Raw genomic sequence first — 17719 nt, 5'->3', positions numbered from 1 at the left:
ATCCGCCGTCCGGGCTCGCGGCGCCTTCCCGATCAGAGGCGGTAGAGCAGCGTGCCATCGAGATCCTCCCGAGTGATGCCCAGCCCGTCGATGGGCCGGGCCGCGATGCCGTCCCACGGCGTCCCCGCCGTGCGGTCCGGCACGGCCACCACCGACCGCACGCCGATCCCGCGCAGGTACGCCACACTGCCGGCGTCGGGGAACGATGCCACCGCGATCCGGGTCTGCGCCTGGCTGACCGGCTCGAACCCGGCCAGCCCGTTGGTCACCCGGGGGAACCCGTCGGTCGTCCACAACATGTACGTCAGATCGCCCACGCCGCCCGCGGGCAGCACCAGGATCGGGTCCTGCGCGGCCCGCATCGCGGCCGGTGGCGCCGTCACCGTCGGGTGGGGTGTCCGGTTGACGCCCTCCAGGGTGACCAGGGCCAGCGGCACCAGCAGGACCACCGGCATGAGCGCCCGCGTCCAGCGGCGGGCCGAGGGCTGGTCCGACGATGCCGAGGTCTGACCCGATGATTCGGCCAGTGCCGTCACCGCTCCGGCGGCGAGCAGCGCCAGCAACAGGCTGGTCCAGTGCATCATCCGGCCCGGGGTGCGCAGGGCGTCCCAGCCCGGCAGGGCGGTGGACAGGGTCAGGTAGCCCGGGTCTCCGTCACCGCCGAGGGTCGAGCCCAGGCCCAACAGCACCGTGCCGAGCACCCCGAGGCCCAGCGCGACCCGGTGCCGCGCCCGGTACGTCGAGATGAACAGTCCCGCCGCGGCCAGCGCGATGAGCGTGATCCCCGGCAGCAGCGCCATCTCCGGCGGCCAGGACAGCTGTTCGCGTGCGGCGGCGTGTCGCTCACCCCACAACCACGAGTCACCCGGTGCGGTCACGAACCCGATGAGGGGAGGGGAGAACATCTTCGTCCACTCCAGCCCCCGCTCGGCCTGCGGGTTGAGGTCGACGACGCGCAGGTAGACCAGACCGAGCAGCACCGTCACCGCGCCGAACACGGCACCGCCGCCCAGATCCGCGAACAGCAACCGCCGACCGAACGGCGGGCGCTCCCGTTTGCGCCACCAGGACCAGCCGTAACAGCCGGCTGCCACCAGCACCGCGGCCAGCAGGAAGTAGACAAGGGGTAGCCCGATGCCGAAACCGAGCGTGACCTGCCAGGCGGCGACGAGCCACCCGGCCAACGCCCAGCCGGGCCGCCGTCGCTCCGGCCGGTAACCGTGGCGCAGCGACCAGCCGTGCCCACGGGCCAGCATCGCCAGGCACAGCGCGATGCCCCCGCTGGACAGGATGTTGAGGTGCCCGGCGTGCGCCAACCGCCAGGGCGCGAACGCCCACGCGATCCCGGCGACCGCGCCGCCCCACCGGTTCGCGCCGAGCTGCCGTGCCAGCACGTACGCCCCGAAGGCCGCGAGCGCGTGCAGCAGCACGTAGAGCACGTTGTACCGGATCACGGCCGCCTCGAAGCCGGAGCCGAGCATCCCGATCGGGGCGTACCCGAGCAGGGTGTCGCTGTAGGCGTACGTGTATTTCTCCGGGAAGAACGTGTTCGAGTCCCAGAGGTTGGCCGGACTGTTCAGGAGAGCGTGGCCCGACCAGGCGACCTGCCACGCCTGCAACGTCGGGTCGCCGAGATCGTTGGGGATCGTGCTCGCCGGGTGTCGCATCGTCGGCCAGGTCAGCACGACCGACAGCAGCAGACTGCCCAGTGCTGCGAGGGTCCATTCGTGACGCGCCCAGCGCCACCGGCCCCGCCCGTCCGGTGTCCGGTCGTCGTCGGCGATCTGGTCCGGGCTCGCGTCTTCGGCGGTTCGCTGAGCGGCGGTGGAGCGGGTATTCACGGAATAGATCCTCTCCGATGACCTGGGCATTGTCCAACATGTGTCCGAAGCATGGTTCCACGGGGTGGCGTGGCCCGCCCATCGTTACCAACGCAATCGTGGCGGCGCACGACGCGATCGGGCCCGGCCGGCCGGGCGGTCGCCGGCTCATTTCGCACGGCGTCCGGCGAGGGCTGGCGGGCCGCCCACGATTGTCCTAATCTACTAGGCACCTAGTAGATTGAGGTGACGAGGTGATCGAGTTTCACCTGGACCTGCGATCCGGTGTCGCGCCGTACATGCAGCTCATCCAGCAGGTACGGCACGCGCTCCGGCTCGGTGTCCTGAACGAGGGCGACAAGCTGCCCACCGTCAAGGAGGTGGTGGCCCGGGTCGCGATCAACCCGAACACGGTGTCCAAGGCGTACCGCGAGCTGGAGTACGAGGGGCTGGTCATGGCCCGGCCAGGGCTGGGCACGTTCGTCACCCGCACGCTGGGCGGCGACTCGCTGAGCAAGCACGAACCGCTGCGGCAGGACCTGACGCGCTGGCTGACCGAGGCTCGGGAGGCGGGCCTGGACGACGAGAGCATCGAGGCGCTCTTCCTGAGCAGTTTTCGGGCGTTTTCGGAGGCCCGAGCATGACTAGCGCGCTGATCGCGGGCGGTCTGACCAAGCGGTACGGACGGCGTACCGCACTCAAGGACTGCACCCTGGACATCCCGGCGGGCCACGTCGTGGGCCTGGTCGGGCCGAACGGCGCCGGTAAGTCCACGCTGCTGCAGTTGGCCTGCGGGCTGCTCGATCCGACCGCAGGGCGGATCGAGGTGCTCGGTGCGCGGCCGGTCAGTGGGTCGCCGCGGGTCGGGTTCGTCGCGCAGGACACCCCGGTCTATCCCAGCCTGACCGTCGCGGACCACCTGCTGATGGGCGCGCACCTCAACCCGTCCTGGGACGCTGCGCTCGCCAAGCAACGAATCGCCCAGGTCGGCCTGGACCCGGCACAGAAGGCCGGCAAACTCTCCGGCGGCCAGCGCGCCCAACTGGCCCTGACCGTCGCCGCGGCGAAGCGGCCCGATCTCCTGTTGCTCGACGAGCCGGTGGCGGCACTCGACCCGCTCGCCCGGCGCCACTTCCTGCAGGGGCTGATGGAGCTGACCGCCGAGCAGAGCATGAGCATCGTCATGTCCTCGCACCTGGTCGCCGACCTGGAGCGGGTCTGCGACTACCTGATCGTGCTTGTCGAATCTCGGGTACGGGTGGCCGGCGACGTGGACGACCTGCTCGCCACCCACCACCGCCTGGTTGGCCAACGGCGCGACACCACCGACCTGGGCGTCGGGCGGGCACTGGTGGAGCAGAGCCACACGGACGTGCAGTCGACCCTGGTGGTACGCAGCACCGCGCCGATCGACGACCCGTCCTGGCAGGTCGACCGGCTCGACCTGGAGGACATCGTGCTGGCGTACATGAGCGGAGCCGCCGGCAACGGGCCGGACCGGGTGCTGGAGGGACAGCGATGATCTGGATGACCTGGCGACAGTTCCGGAGCCCGGCCCTGGCCACCGGCGCCCTGTTGGTGGTGGTTCTGGGCGGCCTGGCGCTGACCTGGTCGGAGGTGACGAACCTGGCCTCGCAGACCGGATACACCGGCTGCCAGGGTGATGCCTGCCGCGCCGCGGGCCGAGCCTTCCTCCAGGCGCTGCAACCGGGGTGGGCGAGCGAGTTCCACATCGCGGCCATCGCAGCCCTGTATCTGTTGCCCGCCCTCGTGGGCATCTTCTGGGGGGCGCCGCTGGTGGCCCGGGAGTTGGAGTCCGGCGCGTACCGAATGGTCTTCAGTCAGTCCGTCAGCCGTGGCCGCTGGCTGCTGGTCAAGCTGGCGGTGGGCGGCGGGGCCGCCGCGCTCGGCGCGGGCCTGCTCAGCCTGATGCTGAGCAGGTGGGCGCAGCCGATCGACGGAGCCACGGCGGATCGGATGAACCCGCTGATTTTCGGGGCCCGAGGAATCGTGCCGGTCGGCTACGCGGCGCTGGCGTTCCTGGTGGGTGTCACGACCGGGCTGCTGCTGCGCCGGACCCTCGCCGCGATGGCGGTGACCCTGCTGGTCGTCGTCAGCCTCCAGATCGCCGCGCCGTTCGTGGTGCGTCCCTGGCTGGCCCAGCCGAGCACGATGGTCACCCCGCTGCGGGTGGACGGGGAGTACGGGCTGTCGATGAGCCCCGACAGCGGGGAGATGAGGATCCAACTCGAGCCCGACCGCAGAGGCGACTGGGTCCTGTCGAGCACCACGATCACCGCGACCGGAGCGGAGTTCCGAGGTCCGGCGGACATGACCCAGTGCGGCCCGTTGGCCCCCCGGGACCGCGAGACGTGCCCGAGGTGGCTGGAGAAGCAGAACCTCAGACAGGAGGTGGTCTACGTGCCCGGCTCGAGGTTCTGGATCCTGCAATGGCGCGAGTTCGGCGTGCTGTTCGCGCTGACCGCCGCACTGTCGCTGTTCTCCCTCTGGTGGATCAGGCGCCGGCTGGTCTGACCGGCTTCAACCTATCCCTGGCAGGATGTGGTTGCGGCGAGGCGAGGTCGCAATACTTCGAGTCATGAACGCGAGAGGACAGCTCGGCGACTTCCTCCAGGCCCGACGCTCCCAGTTGAGCCCGGAGGACGCCGGCGTGGTGACGTACGGCGACCGGCGCCGCGTCCAAGGGTTGCGCCGGGAGGAACTGGCCCTCCTGGCCGGTGTCAGCGCCTCGTACTATTCGCGCCTGGAGCAGGGGCAGGCCGTCAACGCCTCACCCGAGGTCCTCGAGGCGCTCGCCCGGGCACTGCGACTCGACGAGGCGGAACGTCGCCACCTGAGCGAACTCGCGGCCGGGACCCGTCGCCGGTCCGCCGTGCGGCGTCCGCCGCCGGAGCGGGTGAGCCCTGCGGTACGCCAACTCGTCGCGACGCTCGGTGACGTACCCGTGCTGGTGCTCGGTCGTCGTGCCGACGTGCTGGCCTGGACCATCGGGGGCCATGCCCTCTTCGCCGGTCACCTGGACCACCGGATCCCCGAGCGGCCGAGCCAGCGCCCGAACATGGCACGGCTGGTGTTCCTGGACGCGCACACCCGCGACCTGTACGTGGACTGGCCCGCCAAGGCCCGCGCGGTGGTGGCGACGCTGCGGATGGTCTCCGGGCAGCACCCGAACGATCCGTTGCTGGCCGCGCTGGTGGGGGAGTTGACGGTGCGGAGCCCGGAGTTCGGCACCATGTGGGCTGACCACCGGGTCAAGGCCGGCGGCGGCAGCCGGTACGAGATGCGCCACCCGCTGGTCGGCGCGATGACCGTGACCCAGCAGGCCCTGCAGACCGAGGACGGTCAGACGGTCGTCGTCGCCACCACGGAACCCGGCTCGGCGTCGCACGCCGCGATGACGCTGCTCGTGCACGGCGCCGTCACCTCCCGCGCCGGCACGCGCCAGCAGCCGGTCATGCGCGACTAGCGCCCCTTCTTCCACCGCGCGAAACGAGGTGCTCCGAAAGGAGCGCCGGACCCTTCGCGCCCACGACAGCCGAATCAATTCGGCTATTTCGAAAGGAACAGAAATGCGCAAGAGAATGATGACCCTCGCAGTAGCTCTCGCGGCGGCCGGGGTCGGCGTCGTGACGGTCGCACCGTCGGGCGTCGCCCAGGCGGGGACCGCACGGCTGACCGCCGTCGAACTGGCGGCGCCGTCGACCGCGCCGCTGCCCTCGCGGATCGCGGTCCACTTCGATCTGGCGAACGGGCAGATGCCGGAGAACATCGCGCTGGGTCCGGACGGCACGGCGTACGTCACCTTCGCGGCCGCAAGACAGGTCGCCGCCGTCAGCCCGTCCGGTGCGACGCGGATCCTGGCGACCCTGCCCGCACCGGCCGACGGCGGCGTGAACACGCCGGTGCTCGCGTTCGCGTTGACCACCGGCATCGTCCGGATGAGCGACGGCACTCTCTACTTCCTCTACGCCAGCGGTGACGCCGCCACCACCGGCCTGTACCGGCTGCGCCCCGGCCGGGCACCGCAGCGCATCGCCGCCCTGCCGGCTGCCGGACTGCCCAACGGCCTGGCGTACGACGCGGTGACGCGCAGGTTCTACCTCACCGACTCGGTGCTCGGCACGATCTCGACAGTCCCCCTGGAAGGTGGCCGTGCCGAGACCTGGTCCTCGGCACCCGAACTCGCCTCGACGGGTTTCCTCGGTGCCAACGGCCTCAAGGTACGCCCCGACGCGATCTGGGTGACGAATCTCGACCAGGGAACGTTGCTGCGCATCCCGCTGCGGCACGGCCGTCCCGGACCCGTCCGGGTGGTGGCGACCGGCCTGGTCGGCATCGACGACTTCGCCTTCGTGGGCGCCGGCGACCACCAGGTCGTCGCCGCCCTCAACGGGCCGAACACGCTGGTGAGCATCGACGCCGCCGGCCGTTCGCGAACGCTGGTGAGCGGTGCCGACGGGTTGCAGAACCCGACCTCGGTGGCCGTCCGTGGCCGCACCCTCTACGTGCTCAGTGCCGCGTACACCACCGGCGTCGACCCCAACCTGGCGCTGGTCACCCTGCCGTCGTGCTGATCCGTCAGCCCTACTGATCATCGGGGTGCCCGCCACCGTCACGCGACGGTGGCGGGCGCTCGGCTTTCGTCATCGGCTCGGGTTGGTCGCGGGGCGCCAGGCCAGCCAGCCGCGGCAGAGCACGTAGGCCGCGGCGACCACGGCAACCAGCCCGATGTCGATGATGGCCGAGAGGCGTGCCTCGGCAACGTCGCCGATCGCCAGGCCGAACACCACGAGGGCGGTCTTGCCGGCGAGCACGATCTCCCAGACGCCGGCCGACTGGCGTGGCCGGAACGCGAGCAGGGCGAAGAGCCCGGCGAAGATGGCGAAGCTGGAGACTCGCCAGCCCTCGATGAACAGGCGGTCGTCGGGGGCGTCGAGGGTCAGCAGGAGCCCGTTGACGAACGCCACGACGGTGGCGAGGGCGGCGACGGCCGCGAGCCCACGACCGATGCGATCGGCGGGGCGGGCGAGGGCGGTGTGGTCGGTGCGGAGCGCGGTCGCGGTCGTCATGAGAATTCCCATCTCTGCGGTACGGATTTGAACTTACATCCGTTAACTTACATGCTCACCTAACAACTGTAAAGTTTTGAGCCGTGCCCTGGCGGGATGTCCACGGCTGTGGCGGCCCGCCACCGCCCACGGGCGGTTGGTCCGCCACTCGGCGCGACCCGTGCGTAGGCGGTGACGGAGGTCGGCCATACGCTGACATCGGTAGAAGGACGTGAAGCTCCGCACCTCACCGGGCGGCGCGACCCGCTCCGTCACGACTCTCAGGGCTGGGTAAGGCATGCGCGTCATTCCGGGTAGGACCCCGAAGTACATGGTCATCCGCGACGACCTGATCAAGCGGATCGGCAGGGGCGAGTTCGCTCCCGGCGACGCGCTGCCCGGCCAGCGACACCTGAGCGAGGAGTACGGCGTCAGCCTCATGACGTTGCGGCAGGCTCTGGACGAGCTCTGTGACCGGGGACTGGTGGAGCAGTTTCCGGGCAAGGGCACCTACGTCCGGGCGATGCCGGTCCCGTACTCGATGGGCAATCTGCGTAGCCTCGCCGATGACCTGCGCGCGCGCGGCATCGAGGTGCTGACCCGGGTGCTCGGCCGCAAGACCGTCGCGGTGCCCGACGATGTCGCCAAGCGGTTGGGCATTCCCACGGGCGACGAGGTGCTCCGGCTGGAGCGGATCCGGGTCGTCCGGGGCGCTCCGCTGATTCATCAGGTGTCCTACCTCCCACAGCCGTTCGGTGGTCTGCTCCGGGGCGTCGACTTCGAGAAGAACGAGCTGTACGCCGTGCTCGCCGAGCGGGCGGGCGCGGTGGCCGTGCAGGCCGAGGAGACGATCTCACCGGTGCTGATGCCCGAGCGCATCGGCCACCTGCTCGGACTACCCGAAGGCGTTCCGGCGATGCGGAGCGAGCGGATCACTCGCGACGCCGACCGACGCCCGCTGGTTGTCGACGTCGCGATCCTCGCGGGAAACAGCGTGGTGATCATGAATATTCGCGAGGTCAGCGGCCATCAGGTCAGTTACGCGGTCGGCGACGGCACCGGGCTGTCCGGAATCGGCAGCGCACCGCAGGGCTGACGGGAGGGGTGGCGGACCATCCCGCGCGCCCACCGAAACTGTTCTAGAACCATTTTCCAACAGATCTAGAACAGCGACCGGTTTCCCTGCTATACAGACCTTGTCGTTCTAGAACTGTGAGGTGATGTGTCGTGGACCAACTCCTGCGCTCCGCACGCCCAGCCGCCCAGGTCGACCCCCGTCGGCCCTCGGCGCTCGGCAGGTTCGGTGACTACGGTGGACGCTTCGTGCCGGAGTCACTCGTTCCGGCCTGTGTCGAGGTCGAGCGGGCCTTCGCCGAGGCCTGGACGGACCCGCTGTTCCGGGGCGAACTCAACCACCTGCTCTCCGTCTACGTCGGCCGGCCGACGCCACTGACGCCCGCGGTGCGACTCTCCGCGGAGTTGGGCGTCAACCTGTTGCTCAAGCGGGAAGACCTCACCCACACCGGATCCCACAAGATCAATAATGTGTTGGGTCAGGCGCTGCTGGCCCGGCGGATGGGTAAGCGGCGACTGATCGCCGAGACCGGCGCGGGCCAGCACGGCGTGGCCACCGCCACCGCCGGTGCCCTGTTCGGCATGCCGACCACAGTCCTGATGGGCGCGAAGGACATCGAACGGCAGCAGCTCAACGTCTTCCGGATGAAGATGCTGGGTGCCGAGGTGGTGCCGGTGACCTCCGGCAGCCGAACCCTCAAGGACTCCTGCAGTGAGGCGCTGCGCCACTGGGTCACCTCCGTCGACGACACCTACTACTGCTTCGGCTCGGTGCTGGGTCCGCACCCGTACCCCTGGATGGTCCGCCAGTTCCAGCGGGTGATCGGCGACGAGGCCCGCGCGCAGTGCGCGGCCGACCTCGTCGCCGGCACCCCCGACTACGTCGTGGCCTGCGTCGGTGGCGGGTCCAACGCCGCCGGCACGTTCGCCGGCTTCATCGACACGCCGGCCCGGCTGGTCGGTGTCGAGGCGGCAGGTGGCGCCGCGATCAGCGCCGGCACCCCCGGCGTGCTGCACGGCTTCCGCTCCCTGGTGCTCCAGGACCAGCACGGGCAGATCAGCGAGGCCCACTCGATCGCCGCCGGTCTGGACTACCCGGGGGTGGGACCGGAGCACGCGTACCTGGCCGATTCGGGCCGGGCCACCTACGTGACCGTGGACGACGCCGAGGTGCTCGCCGCCACCCACCGGCTGGCCCGCACGGAGGGCATCCTCTGCGCGCTGGAATCCGCCCACGCGGTCGCGTGGGTGATCCGTGCCGTCGGTGACGGCACGGTCCCCCCAGGTTCGACGGTGATGCTCACGCTCTCCGGGCGGGGCGACAAGGACATGGCCACCCTGATGGAGCTGTCGTGAACGCACTGGAGACCCGTACCCGCGCCGCCAGGGCGGCCGGCCGCAAGCTGCTCGTGCCGTACGTGACCGGCGGCGTCACCGGGAACTGGACCGACCTGTTGCGGGCCGCCGTGGACGCGGGCGCCGACGCCATCGAGATCGGCCTCCCGTTCTCCGACCCCATCCTGGACGGACCGGTCGTGCAGGAGTCGTCGCACCGGGCACTGCTGCGGGGCGTCACCACCCGGCAGATCCTCGACGAGGTCACCCGGCTCACACTGCCCGTGCCGCTCATCGCGTTCACCTACGCCAACCTGGTCCTGCACGCCGGAGCCGACCGCTTCTGCGCCGCGCTCGCCGATGCCGGAGTGGACGGTCTGATCGTGCCGGACCTGCCGGTCGACGAGATCGAGCCGGTCTCCACCGCGGCGGCGGGCAACAGGGTCGACCTCGCGCTGCTCGCCTCCCCGGCGACCACGCCGCAGCGCCTGCACGAGATCGCCACGCGCAGCCGGGGCTTCGTCTACGCGGTCAGTGTCATGGCGACCACGGGCGAGCAGTCGACGGTGGGCGCGGCCGGCGAGCGGTTGGTGACGTCGCTGCGACAGGTCACGGATCTGCCCGTGGTCCTCGGCTTCGGGATCTCCGGTCCGCAGCAGGCGGCCCAGGCCGGTGGGTACGCCGACGGTGTCGCGGTGGGCTCGGCCCTGATGCGTCGGGTGCTGGACGGGGCCTCGGCGGTGCAATTCGGTGACTTCCTGACGCAGCTCCGGACGGCGCTGGACGAGACCGGCGGCCGGTGGCGGGCCGCCCCCCAGGCGGTGCGAACGACTCCTGTTGCCCGATGATCGGTGCATGAGCGCGGCTACCTGGCGGGTGGCGGGTCGGACACTTCCCGGCCCGAAGATCCTGGCACTGTGGATGCTGGCGACCGTGCCGGCGCCGCTGGTCTTCTTCGAGTGGACACATCGCTGGGAGGAGGACCCGGGGGTCTCAGCGGCGTTGTGGTGGATCGTCGGGGCGGTGCCCGTGCTCGCCGCCGTGGTGGCCTCCCGGTGGACCTGGTCCGCCTCCCCGCGTCGCAGCGCCTCGGCCCCGATGGCCGCCGTGGTGGCGGCAGCGCTGGTCAGCGCGGTGTTCGTGGCCGCGACGATGGCCGTCTACCGGTGGGTCATCCCGCTCACCGGTGTCGCCCCGTGGCGAGGGGTGGTGATCGCCTGCGTACCGCTGGTGATCTGCGGCGCGGTGGTCGGCCACCTCCTTGCCCGAGGTCGCCCACGCCGCAGCCACCCGTCGGTGCGACACGGTCTGGTCACGGGCGGGATCACCGTCGTCGTGGGTGCCCTGCTGGCCCAGCTGACGGTGCAGTTGGGGGCCGAGGGCAGCACCGTGCGCTACGGCGAGTGGGAATACGGGGCAGTGGGGCCGTACGCGAGCTCAGCCAGCGAGTCCGGGCACCTGACGTTGCCGGCGGCGGGCCGGTACGCGATCTACGCGGTGGGTTTCGCACCTGCCGATCCGGACTGCGAGGTCACCGGCGCTGGCGCGAACGCCCGGCGGGCGCAGCCGGTGACGATCCCACCCGGCGGCTACGGAGGCGACGCGGCCTCCTACGCCTGGGTCGCCACCGTCGACGTGCCCAGCGCCGGTGCCTACTCGCTGTCCTGTCGAACGTCCGGCCCGGAGACGTCGTACACGGTCGGGGAGGTCCCGGAGATCCGCGGGGCGGTGGGTGCGCTGATCCACTGGCCACTGATCGCGATCTGGCTGCTCGGCGCCGCCCCCGGTCTCGCGACCATCGCGGCCACCGTCCGGCGACGCGCCGGGCGCCGCCCGGCGGGTGACGTGACCGTCGAGGTGTAGCGCGTCCAACGGCGGCGGTGCCGTCGACACCATCCGCTCGGCGGTCGTGACAGCCGACCTGGTCCCCGATGTCCTCCGGGATGCCGAATGGACTGCACGCGAGAGCGCTGCCTTCGCCGAGCTTCCGCCACTACCCGTCGCATGCTCGTGACGATCCGCGTGCGGACGCTCCCCGTACTCTTAAGGTTCTTTGAAGTTTCGTGGCTCAGCTTGGGAGTTGGCAAAACGGCTCACTAACCTCATCCCGTCCGGATCGTCGCTAGCTTGACGATCCGGGCAAAGTCCCCTGAGGAAGGTTGCCAACGCCAATGAGGCTGTCCCGCCGTACCCTGCTCGGCACCGCGGTGGCCGGCACCGCCGTCTCCGTCGCCGGAGTCTCGTTCGACGCCTACGCGGCCGAACCCGCCGCCGCTGCGGTCAGCCCGCCCGGCGATGTCGTCGGAAAGATCACCGTCGGCTACCAGGGGTGGTTCACCGGGGCCGGCGACGGGAGCCCTCTGGCGGGCTGGTGGCACTACGGCCAGGACTGGCAGAAGACGCCCTCGCCGGTCAACGAGGCCCTCAAGTCGTGGCCGGACGTGCGCGACTACGAGCGGGTGTACAAGACCGGATACCAGAACCTGGGCAACGGGCAGCCGGCCTCGCTGTTCTCGTCCTACGACCAGCAGACCGTGGACACCCACTTCCGCTGGATGCAGGAGAACGGGCTGGACACCGCGGCCCTGCAACGCTTCAACCCGGTTGGCGGGGAGGGCCCGATCCGCGACGCCGTGACGATCAAGGTGCGCAACGCCGCCGAGCGGTTCGGGCGCAAGTTCTACATCATGTATGACGTCAGCGGCTGGACGACGATGCAGCAGCAGATCAAGGACGACTGGGTCAACAAGATGAGGGCGTACACGACCTCCCCGGCGTACGCCAGGCAGAACGGCAAACCGGTCGTCGGGATCTGGGGTTTCGGCTTCAACGACGAGAACCACCGGTGGAGCGCGGCGGCCTGCCTCGATGTGATCACCTGGTTCAAGGCACAGGGCGTGTACGTCATGGGCGGCACGCCGACGCACTGGCGCAACAGCGACGGCACCCAGGACTCGCGGGCCGGATTCGCCGACGTCTACCACGCGTACGACATGATCTCGCCCTGGATGGTCGGCCGGATCGGCGACCAGGCCGGGTCGGACTGGTTCTACACCAACGTCACGCTGCCGGACGTGCGGGACTGCGTGGCGCACGGCATCGACTACCAACCGTGTGTGTTGCCCGGGGACCTGCAGGAGCGGCAGCGCGCACACGGTGACTTCATGTGGCGACAGTTCTACAACGTGATCCGGGCGGGCGCTCCGGCGATCTACATCTCGATGTTCGACGAGTACAACGAGGGCAACCAGATCGCCAAGACCGCGGAGAGCGCCGCGTTCGTCCCGGTCGGCTCGACGTTCCTGCCGCTGGATGAGGACGGCACGGCATGCTCGGCGGACTACTACCTGCGGCTCACCGGTGACGGTGGCCGGATGCTCAAGGGCGCGATCGCGTTGACCGCGAACCGGCCCACCGCCCCGGTGATCGGCGCGACCCCGCCCACCACCACGGCCGTCGGCGTCCGCTCCCGCGCCAACGGCCTCTTCGTGGGCGGCTCACCGTTGATCGCCTCGCTGACCACCGCGTCGGAGAAGTTCACAGTCGTCGACGCCGGCGGTGGTCTCGTGGCCCTCAGGTCCGCCAGAACCGCCAAGTACGTCTGCGCGGAGCAGGCCGGCGCGGCGGCGCTGGTGGCCGACCGGGACGTGGTCGGCGGTTGGGAGACGTTCACCCAGGTGGCGAACCCGGACGGCAGTGTCAGTTTCCGCAGCAGCGCGAACGACAGGTACGTCTGCGCGGACAACGCCGGCGCCGACCCGTTGATCGCGAATCGCACGGCGGTCGGTCCGTGGGAGTCCTTCGACCTCGTGTAGCCGTACCGGGACGCGCTGCGCCGACCTCGCCTGCTCGCCACCCATCATCCGATGTATACGGCGTTGAAGCGCCGCCAGCGGGCTCCTCTCCGCTGCCCCCGGCCTGTCGGGTCCCGTCGGTGCGCTGCCAACCTCCAGCGGAAGCCTGCCGGCGGGTGGGCAGCTCGCGCTGATCTCGTCATCGATCGATCGTTGCCGATTGTGTGGCGCCGGAGTAACCTTCGCGAAACACATCAGATGTCTGCCCGACTCGGGGCTCGACGCTGGCCTGCTGCCCAAGGTCGTGGTCGGTCCGGGCAGCGGACCCGTCTCGGTTACCACAGTTGTCACGCATCGGGGTGGCCGGATCGGTCACCGTTTGGAGGATCGATGTCAGACCTGACCCGACGCCAAGCCCTCAAGATCGGTGCGGCCGGTGCGGGCGGTGCCCTCCTGCCGCTGCCCTGGACGGCCGTGGCGAAAGCGGGCTCGGTGGCGCCGCCGCAGGTGCTGGCCGCCGGTGACCTCGCCCTCTGGTACGACGAGGGCGCCGGCACCGACTGGCTGCGGGCGCTGCCGATCGGCAACGGCCGGCTCGGCGCGATGGTGTTCGGCAACGTCGACACGGAACGACTCCAGCTCAACGAGGACACCGTCTGGGCCGGCGGCCCGCACGACCCCAGCAACACCCGGGGCGCGGCGGCGCTGGCGGAGATTCGGCGGCTGGTCAACGCGAACCAGTGGACCCAGGCTCAGGACCTCATCAACCAGACCATGATGGGCAACCCGGGCGGGCAGTTGGCCTACCAGACCGTCGGCAACCTCCGGCTCGCCTTCGGCTCCGCCAGCGGCGCGTCCCAGCACAACCGGACGCTCGACCTCACCACCGCCACGGCCACGACGTCGTACGTGCTGAACGGCATCCGGTACCAGCGCGAGGTCTTCTCCAGCGCGCCGGACCAGGTCATCGCGATGCGGCTGACCGCCGACCGCAGCAACTCGATCAGCTTCACCGCCACCTTCGACAGCCCGCAGCGCACCACGGTGTCCAGCCCGGACGGCACGACGATCGGCCTCGACGGCATCTCCGGGAACATGGAGGGCGTCACCGGGCAGGTCCGCTTCCTCGCACTGGCCAACGCCACCGTCACCGGCGGCAGCGTGTCCAGCTCCGGCGGCACCCTGCGGGTCACGAACGCCACCAGCGTGACCCTGCTGGTCTCGATCGGCTCCAGCTACGTCAACTACCGCAACGTCGGAGGCGACTACCAGGGCATCGCCCGGCAGCGCCTCACCGCCGCGCGGGCCAGCAGCTACGACCAGTTGCGCAGCCGGCACGTGGCCGACTACCAGGCGCTGTTCGGCCGGGTCACCCTCGACCTGGGCCGGACCTCCGCGGCCGACCAGACGACGGATGTCCGGATCGCCCAGCACAACAGCGTCAACGACCCGCAGTTCTCCGCGCTGCTGTTCCAGTTCGGTCGGTACCTGTTGATCTCGTCGTCGAGGCCCGGCACCCAGCCGGCCAACCTCCAGGGCATCTGGAACGATTCGCTGGCCCCGTCCTGGGACTCGAAGTACACGATCAACGCCAACCTGCCGATGAACTACTGGCCGGCCAACACCACGAACCTGGCCGAGTGCCACAACCCGGTCTTCGACCTGGTCCGAGACCTCGCCGTCACCGGAACGCGGACCGCCCAGGTGCAGTACGGCGCCGCCGGTGGCTGGGTCACCCACCACAACACCGACGCGTGGCGGGCCACCGCGGTGGTGGACGGCGCGTTCTGGGGCATGTGGCAGACCGGTGGTGCCTGGCTGTCCACGTTGATCTGGGACCACTACCTGTTCAACGGCGACATCGAGTTCCTCCGGACGAACTACCCGGCCATGAAGGGCGCGGCGCAGTTCTTCCTCAACACCCTGGTGACCGAGCCGACCCTCGGCTACCTGGTGACCAACCCGTCGAACTCGCCGGAGCTCAGCCACCACGCGAACGCCAGCGTGTGCGCCGGTCCCACGATGGACAACCAGATCCTGCGGGACCTGTTCGACGCGTGCGCCCGCGCCAGCGAGATCCTCGACGTCGACAGCACCTTCCGCGCCCAGGTCCGCGCCACCCGGGACCGCCTCCCACCCATGAAGATCGGGTCACGCGGCAACATCATGGAGTGGCTCTACGACTGGGTGGAGACCGAGCCCAACCACCGGCACATCTCGCACCTGTACGGGTTGGCGCCCAGCAACCAGATCACCAAGCGCGGCACCCCGCAGCTGTTCGAGGCCGCCCGCCGGACCCTGGCGCTGCGCGGCGACGACGGGACGGGCTGGTCGCTGGCCTGGAAAATCAACTTCTGGGCGCGGATGGAGGAGGGCAAGCGGGCCCACGACCTGATCCGCTACCTCGCCACCACCGCCCGGCTCGCGCCCAACATGTTCGATCTGCACCCGCCGTTCCAGATCGACGGCAACTTCGGCGCTACCGCCGGCATCGCCGAGATGCTGTTGCAGAGCCACGCCGGCGAGCTGCACGTCCTGCCCGCGCTGCCACCGGCCTGGCCGAGTGGGCGGGTCGCCGGTCTGCGGGGTCGGGGCGGGCACACGGTCGACGTCACCTGGGCGAGCGGTCAGGCCACCGAGATCCTCGTGCGGCCGGACCGGGCCGGCACCGTCCGCCTGCGGTCCCGGATCCTCACCGGCACCGTCAGCGTGGTCGACACCGCCGACGGTACGGCGGCCCGGGTCACCCGGATCGAGTCCGACCTGATCGAGGTCACCGTGCAGGCCGGGCGCACCTACCGGGTCACCAGCACGGGCGTCGCCCTGCCGACGCTGGAGCAGAGCTTCAGCAACGTCGGCATCACCAGCGACAGCAACACCAACGTCGGCAACTTCGACGGCGGTGGGGCGTCGCTGTCGGCGCAGGCCCTGGCCGCGGCCGGTGCCAGCCCGGGCGGCACGGTGAGCCGCAACGGCGTCAACTTCCGCTGGCCCAGCGTCAGCTCGGGCGCCGCCGACAACGCCATCGCCTCGGGCCAGACAATCAGTGTCACCGGCACGGGCCGGACGCTCGGCTTCCTCCTGACCGGCACCTATGGCGCCCCGTCGGGCACGGGCACGGTGGTCTACGCCGACGGCACCCGCCAGACGTTCACGCTGAGCACGCCCGACTGGTACGGCGGGCCGAGCTCCGCGGGAACCGCCGCCATCGTGTCCGCTTACCAGAACCGGCCCAACAACCAGCGGCAGAACACCGCCGCCTGCATCTACTACGTGGGTGTGGCGTTGCAGAGCAAGGCGGTCGCCTCGGTCGTGCTGCCCAACATCAGCGCCCGGCCGGCGACGAACGTATCGACGATGCACATCTTCGCCATCGCCATCGGGGGCTGACGGCGACGGAACCCGCTCGGGGGAGCGAGACCGGGCCCGTCCCACCTGGGGACGGGCCCGGTCGCGGCTTATTGCACCTCTCTCCGATCGGCGGCGTGGTTCATCGTTCGCCGTTCTCCGCGACGTCGGAAAATGCGGCGAGACGTAGCCGCGCGGCTACGTGGCCGGTGAACCAGGCGAAGAAGTCGCTGTTCAGGCCATGGCCCGCACGGACCGCGGCGTGCCACTCCGGCCGGTCGAGTACCGCGAGGTACTGCTGCACGATGTGGTCCCGCTGCTCGGTGGTGCAGCCGCACCGGTTCGGAGGCTTGGCCGTCAGATAGTTGGCGATGATCGCGGCGTCGACGTACCGGTTCGCTGTCGGCGGCTGCCGGGCGAGGTGAGCAGCGTGCGCCGCCAATACGGCAGGTGCCGGCGGGTAGTGCTCGAGAGTCATGCCCATGCCATCGCAGTCGGCCATGATCCTCAGTAGCCGGCCGGTGTGGTCGATCAGGTCGTCGTCGCCATCAGTGCTGGTGATCGCTTCGTGCAGGTGCGCTGTGGTGGCCACCTTGCCGGCGAAGTAGCCGTTGAGGTAGTCGCCGTCGCAGGCGCGACGCAGGAGCCAGGCCCGGGACTTTGCGGCGCCCTGTCGACACAGCGCCTCGACGACGTAGACCCGGCCCCAGCCGGCGACGCGCTCGGCGAGCCACTGCAGCGCTTCCGTACCTCCACGGCGGCGCTGCAACGCGTCGGCGGCCAACGGCCCGAAATGGTTCGACAGCAGGCCGATGGTTTGGATCAGCGGGATGTCGTCCTCGGCCCCGTCTGCGGCGAGCAGCGCGAGCCCGACCGTGGCGGCGTTGCGATCGTTGCCGTGCCGCACCAACCACCGGCCGGTCTGCCGCATGCGCTCCCGATCCGCGCGCAGGGCCGCGGCAACGATGTGGTCGTTGCGATGGATCGGGACGTAGACATCGCGGAGGGTGCCGACAAGTTCACTCGCCCGTGCGTCCGGCTGGCTGAAGTGCCGGTCGAGGATGACAGCGACATCGGCCCCATAGAGTCGTCGATCCCGCGCACGCCGGTATGACGGCCGCGAGCGGTGACGGTCTTCGTCCGGATACGGCTCGCCGTCGCGAGGCAGGACACCGTCCGGATGTCGCTGATGGAGACGGAGAGCATGTGCGAACAGAGCGATCTGGGGTCCGAGCAGTCCAGGCTCGGTCGTCACGCTCACCGGCGGACGGAGGACTCG

General features: G+C 70.3%; 14 protein-coding genes. 11 read left to right on the top strand and 3 right to left on the bottom strand.

What is annotated here, in order from left to right; all coding sequences use genetic code 11:
• Positions 1–32 precede the first annotated feature (32 nt).
• Entirely contained in the window at positions 33–1784 is a 1752-nt protein-coding gene (locus AB0C01_RS05780; RefSeq protein WP_357570697.1) for a hypothetical protein, read from the bottom strand.
• 290 nt (positions 1785–2074) lie between these two features.
• Here AB0C01_RS05780 and AB0C01_RS05775 point away from each other — a divergent pair, with 290 nt between their 5' ends.
• The 5 genes from AB0C01_RS05775 (at position 2075) to AB0C01_RS05755 (ending at position 6415) form a co-directional block, all read left to right on the top strand.
• Entirely contained in the window at positions 2075–2464 is a 390-nt protein-coding gene (locus tag AB0C01_RS05775; RefSeq protein WP_357570358.1) for a GntR family transcriptional regulator, read from the top strand.
• A complete protein-coding gene (locus AB0C01_RS05770; protein ID WP_357570357.1) occupies positions 2461–3342 on the top strand; it encodes an ABC transporter ATP-binding protein in 882 nt (293 codons plus the stop codon). The genes AB0C01_RS05775 and AB0C01_RS05770 overlap by 4 nt, the downstream gene beginning before the upstream one ends.
• Entirely contained in the window at positions 3339–4355 is a 1017-nt protein-coding gene (locus tag AB0C01_RS05765; protein ID WP_357570356.1) for a hypothetical protein, read from the top strand. The genes AB0C01_RS05770 and AB0C01_RS05765 overlap by 4 nt, the downstream gene beginning before the upstream one ends.
• Before the next feature lie 64 nt (positions 4356–4419).
• Entirely contained in the window at positions 4420–5307 is an 888-nt protein-coding gene (locus tag AB0C01_RS05760) for a helix-turn-helix transcriptional regulator (protein ID WP_357570355.1), read from the top strand.
• A 103-nt stretch (positions 5308–5410) separates the two neighbouring features.
• Positions 5411–6415: a hypothetical protein gene (locus AB0C01_RS05755; RefSeq protein WP_357239920.1), complete on the top strand. Its 1005-nt coding sequence runs from the start codon at positions 5411–5413 to the stop codon at positions 6413–6415.
• A 69-nt stretch (positions 6416–6484) separates the two neighbouring features.
• On the opposite strand, the gene AB0C01_RS05750 is transcribed toward AB0C01_RS05755, so the two are convergent.
• Positions 6485–6910 (bottom strand): hypothetical protein, encoded by a 426-nt coding sequence (locus tag AB0C01_RS05750; protein WP_357570353.1) that lies wholly within the window; start codon positions 6908–6910, stop codon positions 6485–6487.
• A 277-nt stretch (positions 6911–7187) separates the two neighbouring features.
• On the opposite strand from AB0C01_RS05750, the gene AB0C01_RS05745 reads away from it, so the two are divergent.
• From AB0C01_RS05745 to AB0C01_RS05720, 6 genes are all read left to right on the top strand, one after another.
• A complete protein-coding gene (locus AB0C01_RS05745) occupies positions 7188–7985 on the top strand; it encodes a GntR family transcriptional regulator (RefSeq protein WP_357570352.1) in 798 nt (265 codons plus the stop codon).
• A 143-nt stretch (positions 7986–8128) separates the two neighbouring features.
• A complete protein-coding gene (gene trpB, locus AB0C01_RS05740; protein WP_357240659.1) occupies positions 8129–9319 on the top strand; it encodes a tryptophan synthase subunit beta in 1191 nt (396 codons plus the stop codon).
• Entirely contained in the window at positions 9316–10146 is an 831-nt protein-coding gene (gene trpA, locus AB0C01_RS05735; RefSeq protein WP_357570351.1) for a tryptophan synthase subunit alpha, read from the top strand. Before trpB ends, trpA begins: the two co-directional genes overlap by 4 nt.
• Before the next feature lie 7 nt (positions 10147–10153).
• Positions 10154–11161 (top strand): hypothetical protein, encoded by a 1008-nt coding sequence (locus AB0C01_RS05730; RefSeq protein WP_357570350.1) that lies wholly within the window; start codon positions 10154–10156, stop codon positions 11159–11161.
• 308 nt (positions 11162–11469) lie between these two features.
• A complete protein-coding gene (locus AB0C01_RS05725; protein WP_357570349.1) occupies positions 11470–13113 on the top strand; it encodes a lectin in 1644 nt (547 codons plus the stop codon).
• A gap of 369 nt (positions 13114–13482) precedes the next feature.
• Positions 13483–16482 (top strand): glycoside hydrolase family 95 protein, encoded by a 3000-nt coding sequence (locus tag AB0C01_RS05720; protein ID WP_357239903.1) that lies wholly within the window; start codon positions 13483–13485, stop codon positions 16480–16482.
• Between the two features lie 100 nt (positions 16483–16582).
• Here the strand turns inward: AB0C01_RS05720 and AB0C01_RS05715 are convergent, their stop codons facing one another.
• Positions 16583–17701, bottom strand: a complete 1119-nt coding sequence (locus AB0C01_RS05715) for a hypothetical protein (RefSeq protein WP_357570348.1) — start codon at positions 17699–17701, stop codon at positions 16583–16585.
• Positions 17702–17719: the final 18 nt, after the last annotated feature.

Origin of the sequence: Micromonospora sp. NPDC048905 (assembly GCF_040649655.1) — a bacterium.
Lineage (GTDB): Bacteria > Actinomycetota > Actinomycetes > Mycobacteriales > Micromonosporaceae > Micromonospora.
Note: the sequence above shows the minus strand (reverse complement) of the source record. Positions and strands in the feature narration are given on the sequence as shown.

What these genes read in the sequence shown, in the direction of transcription:
- AB0C01_RS05770 (WP_357570357.1), top strand. Translation starts at nt 2,461, where the DNA reads ATGACTAGCGCGCTGATCGCGGGCGGTCTGACCAAGCGGTACGGACGG.
- AB0C01_RS05730 (WP_357570350.1), top strand. Translation starts at nt 10,154, where the DNA reads ATGAGCGCGGCTACCTGGCGGGTGGCGGGTCGGACACTTCCCGGCCCG.
- AB0C01_RS05760 (WP_357570355.1), top strand. Translation starts at nt 4,420, where the DNA reads ATGAACGCGAGAGGACAGCTCGGCGACTTCCTCCAGGCCCGACGCTCC.
- AB0C01_RS05750 (WP_357570353.1), bottom strand. Translation starts at nt 6,910, where the DNA reads ATGACGACCGCGACCGCGCTCCGCACCGACCACACCGCCCTCGCCCGC.
- AB0C01_RS05720 (WP_357239903.1), top strand. Translation starts at nt 13,483, where the DNA reads ATGTCAGACCTGACCCGACGCCAAGCCCTCAAGATCGGTGCGGCCGGT.
- AB0C01_RS05765 (WP_357570356.1), top strand. Translation starts at nt 3,339, where the DNA reads ATGATCTGGATGACCTGGCGACAGTTCCGGAGCCCGGCCCTGGCCACC.
- AB0C01_RS05755 (WP_357239920.1), top strand. Translation starts at nt 5,411, where the DNA reads ATGCGCAAGAGAATGATGACCCTCGCAGTAGCTCTCGCGGCGGCCGGG.
- AB0C01_RS05725 (WP_357570349.1), top strand. Translation starts at nt 11,470, where the DNA reads ATGAGGCTGTCCCGCCGTACCCTGCTCGGCACCGCGGTGGCCGGCACC.
- AB0C01_RS05745 (WP_357570352.1), top strand. Translation starts at nt 7,188, where the DNA reads ATGCGCGTCATTCCGGGTAGGACCCCGAAGTACATGGTCATCCGCGAC.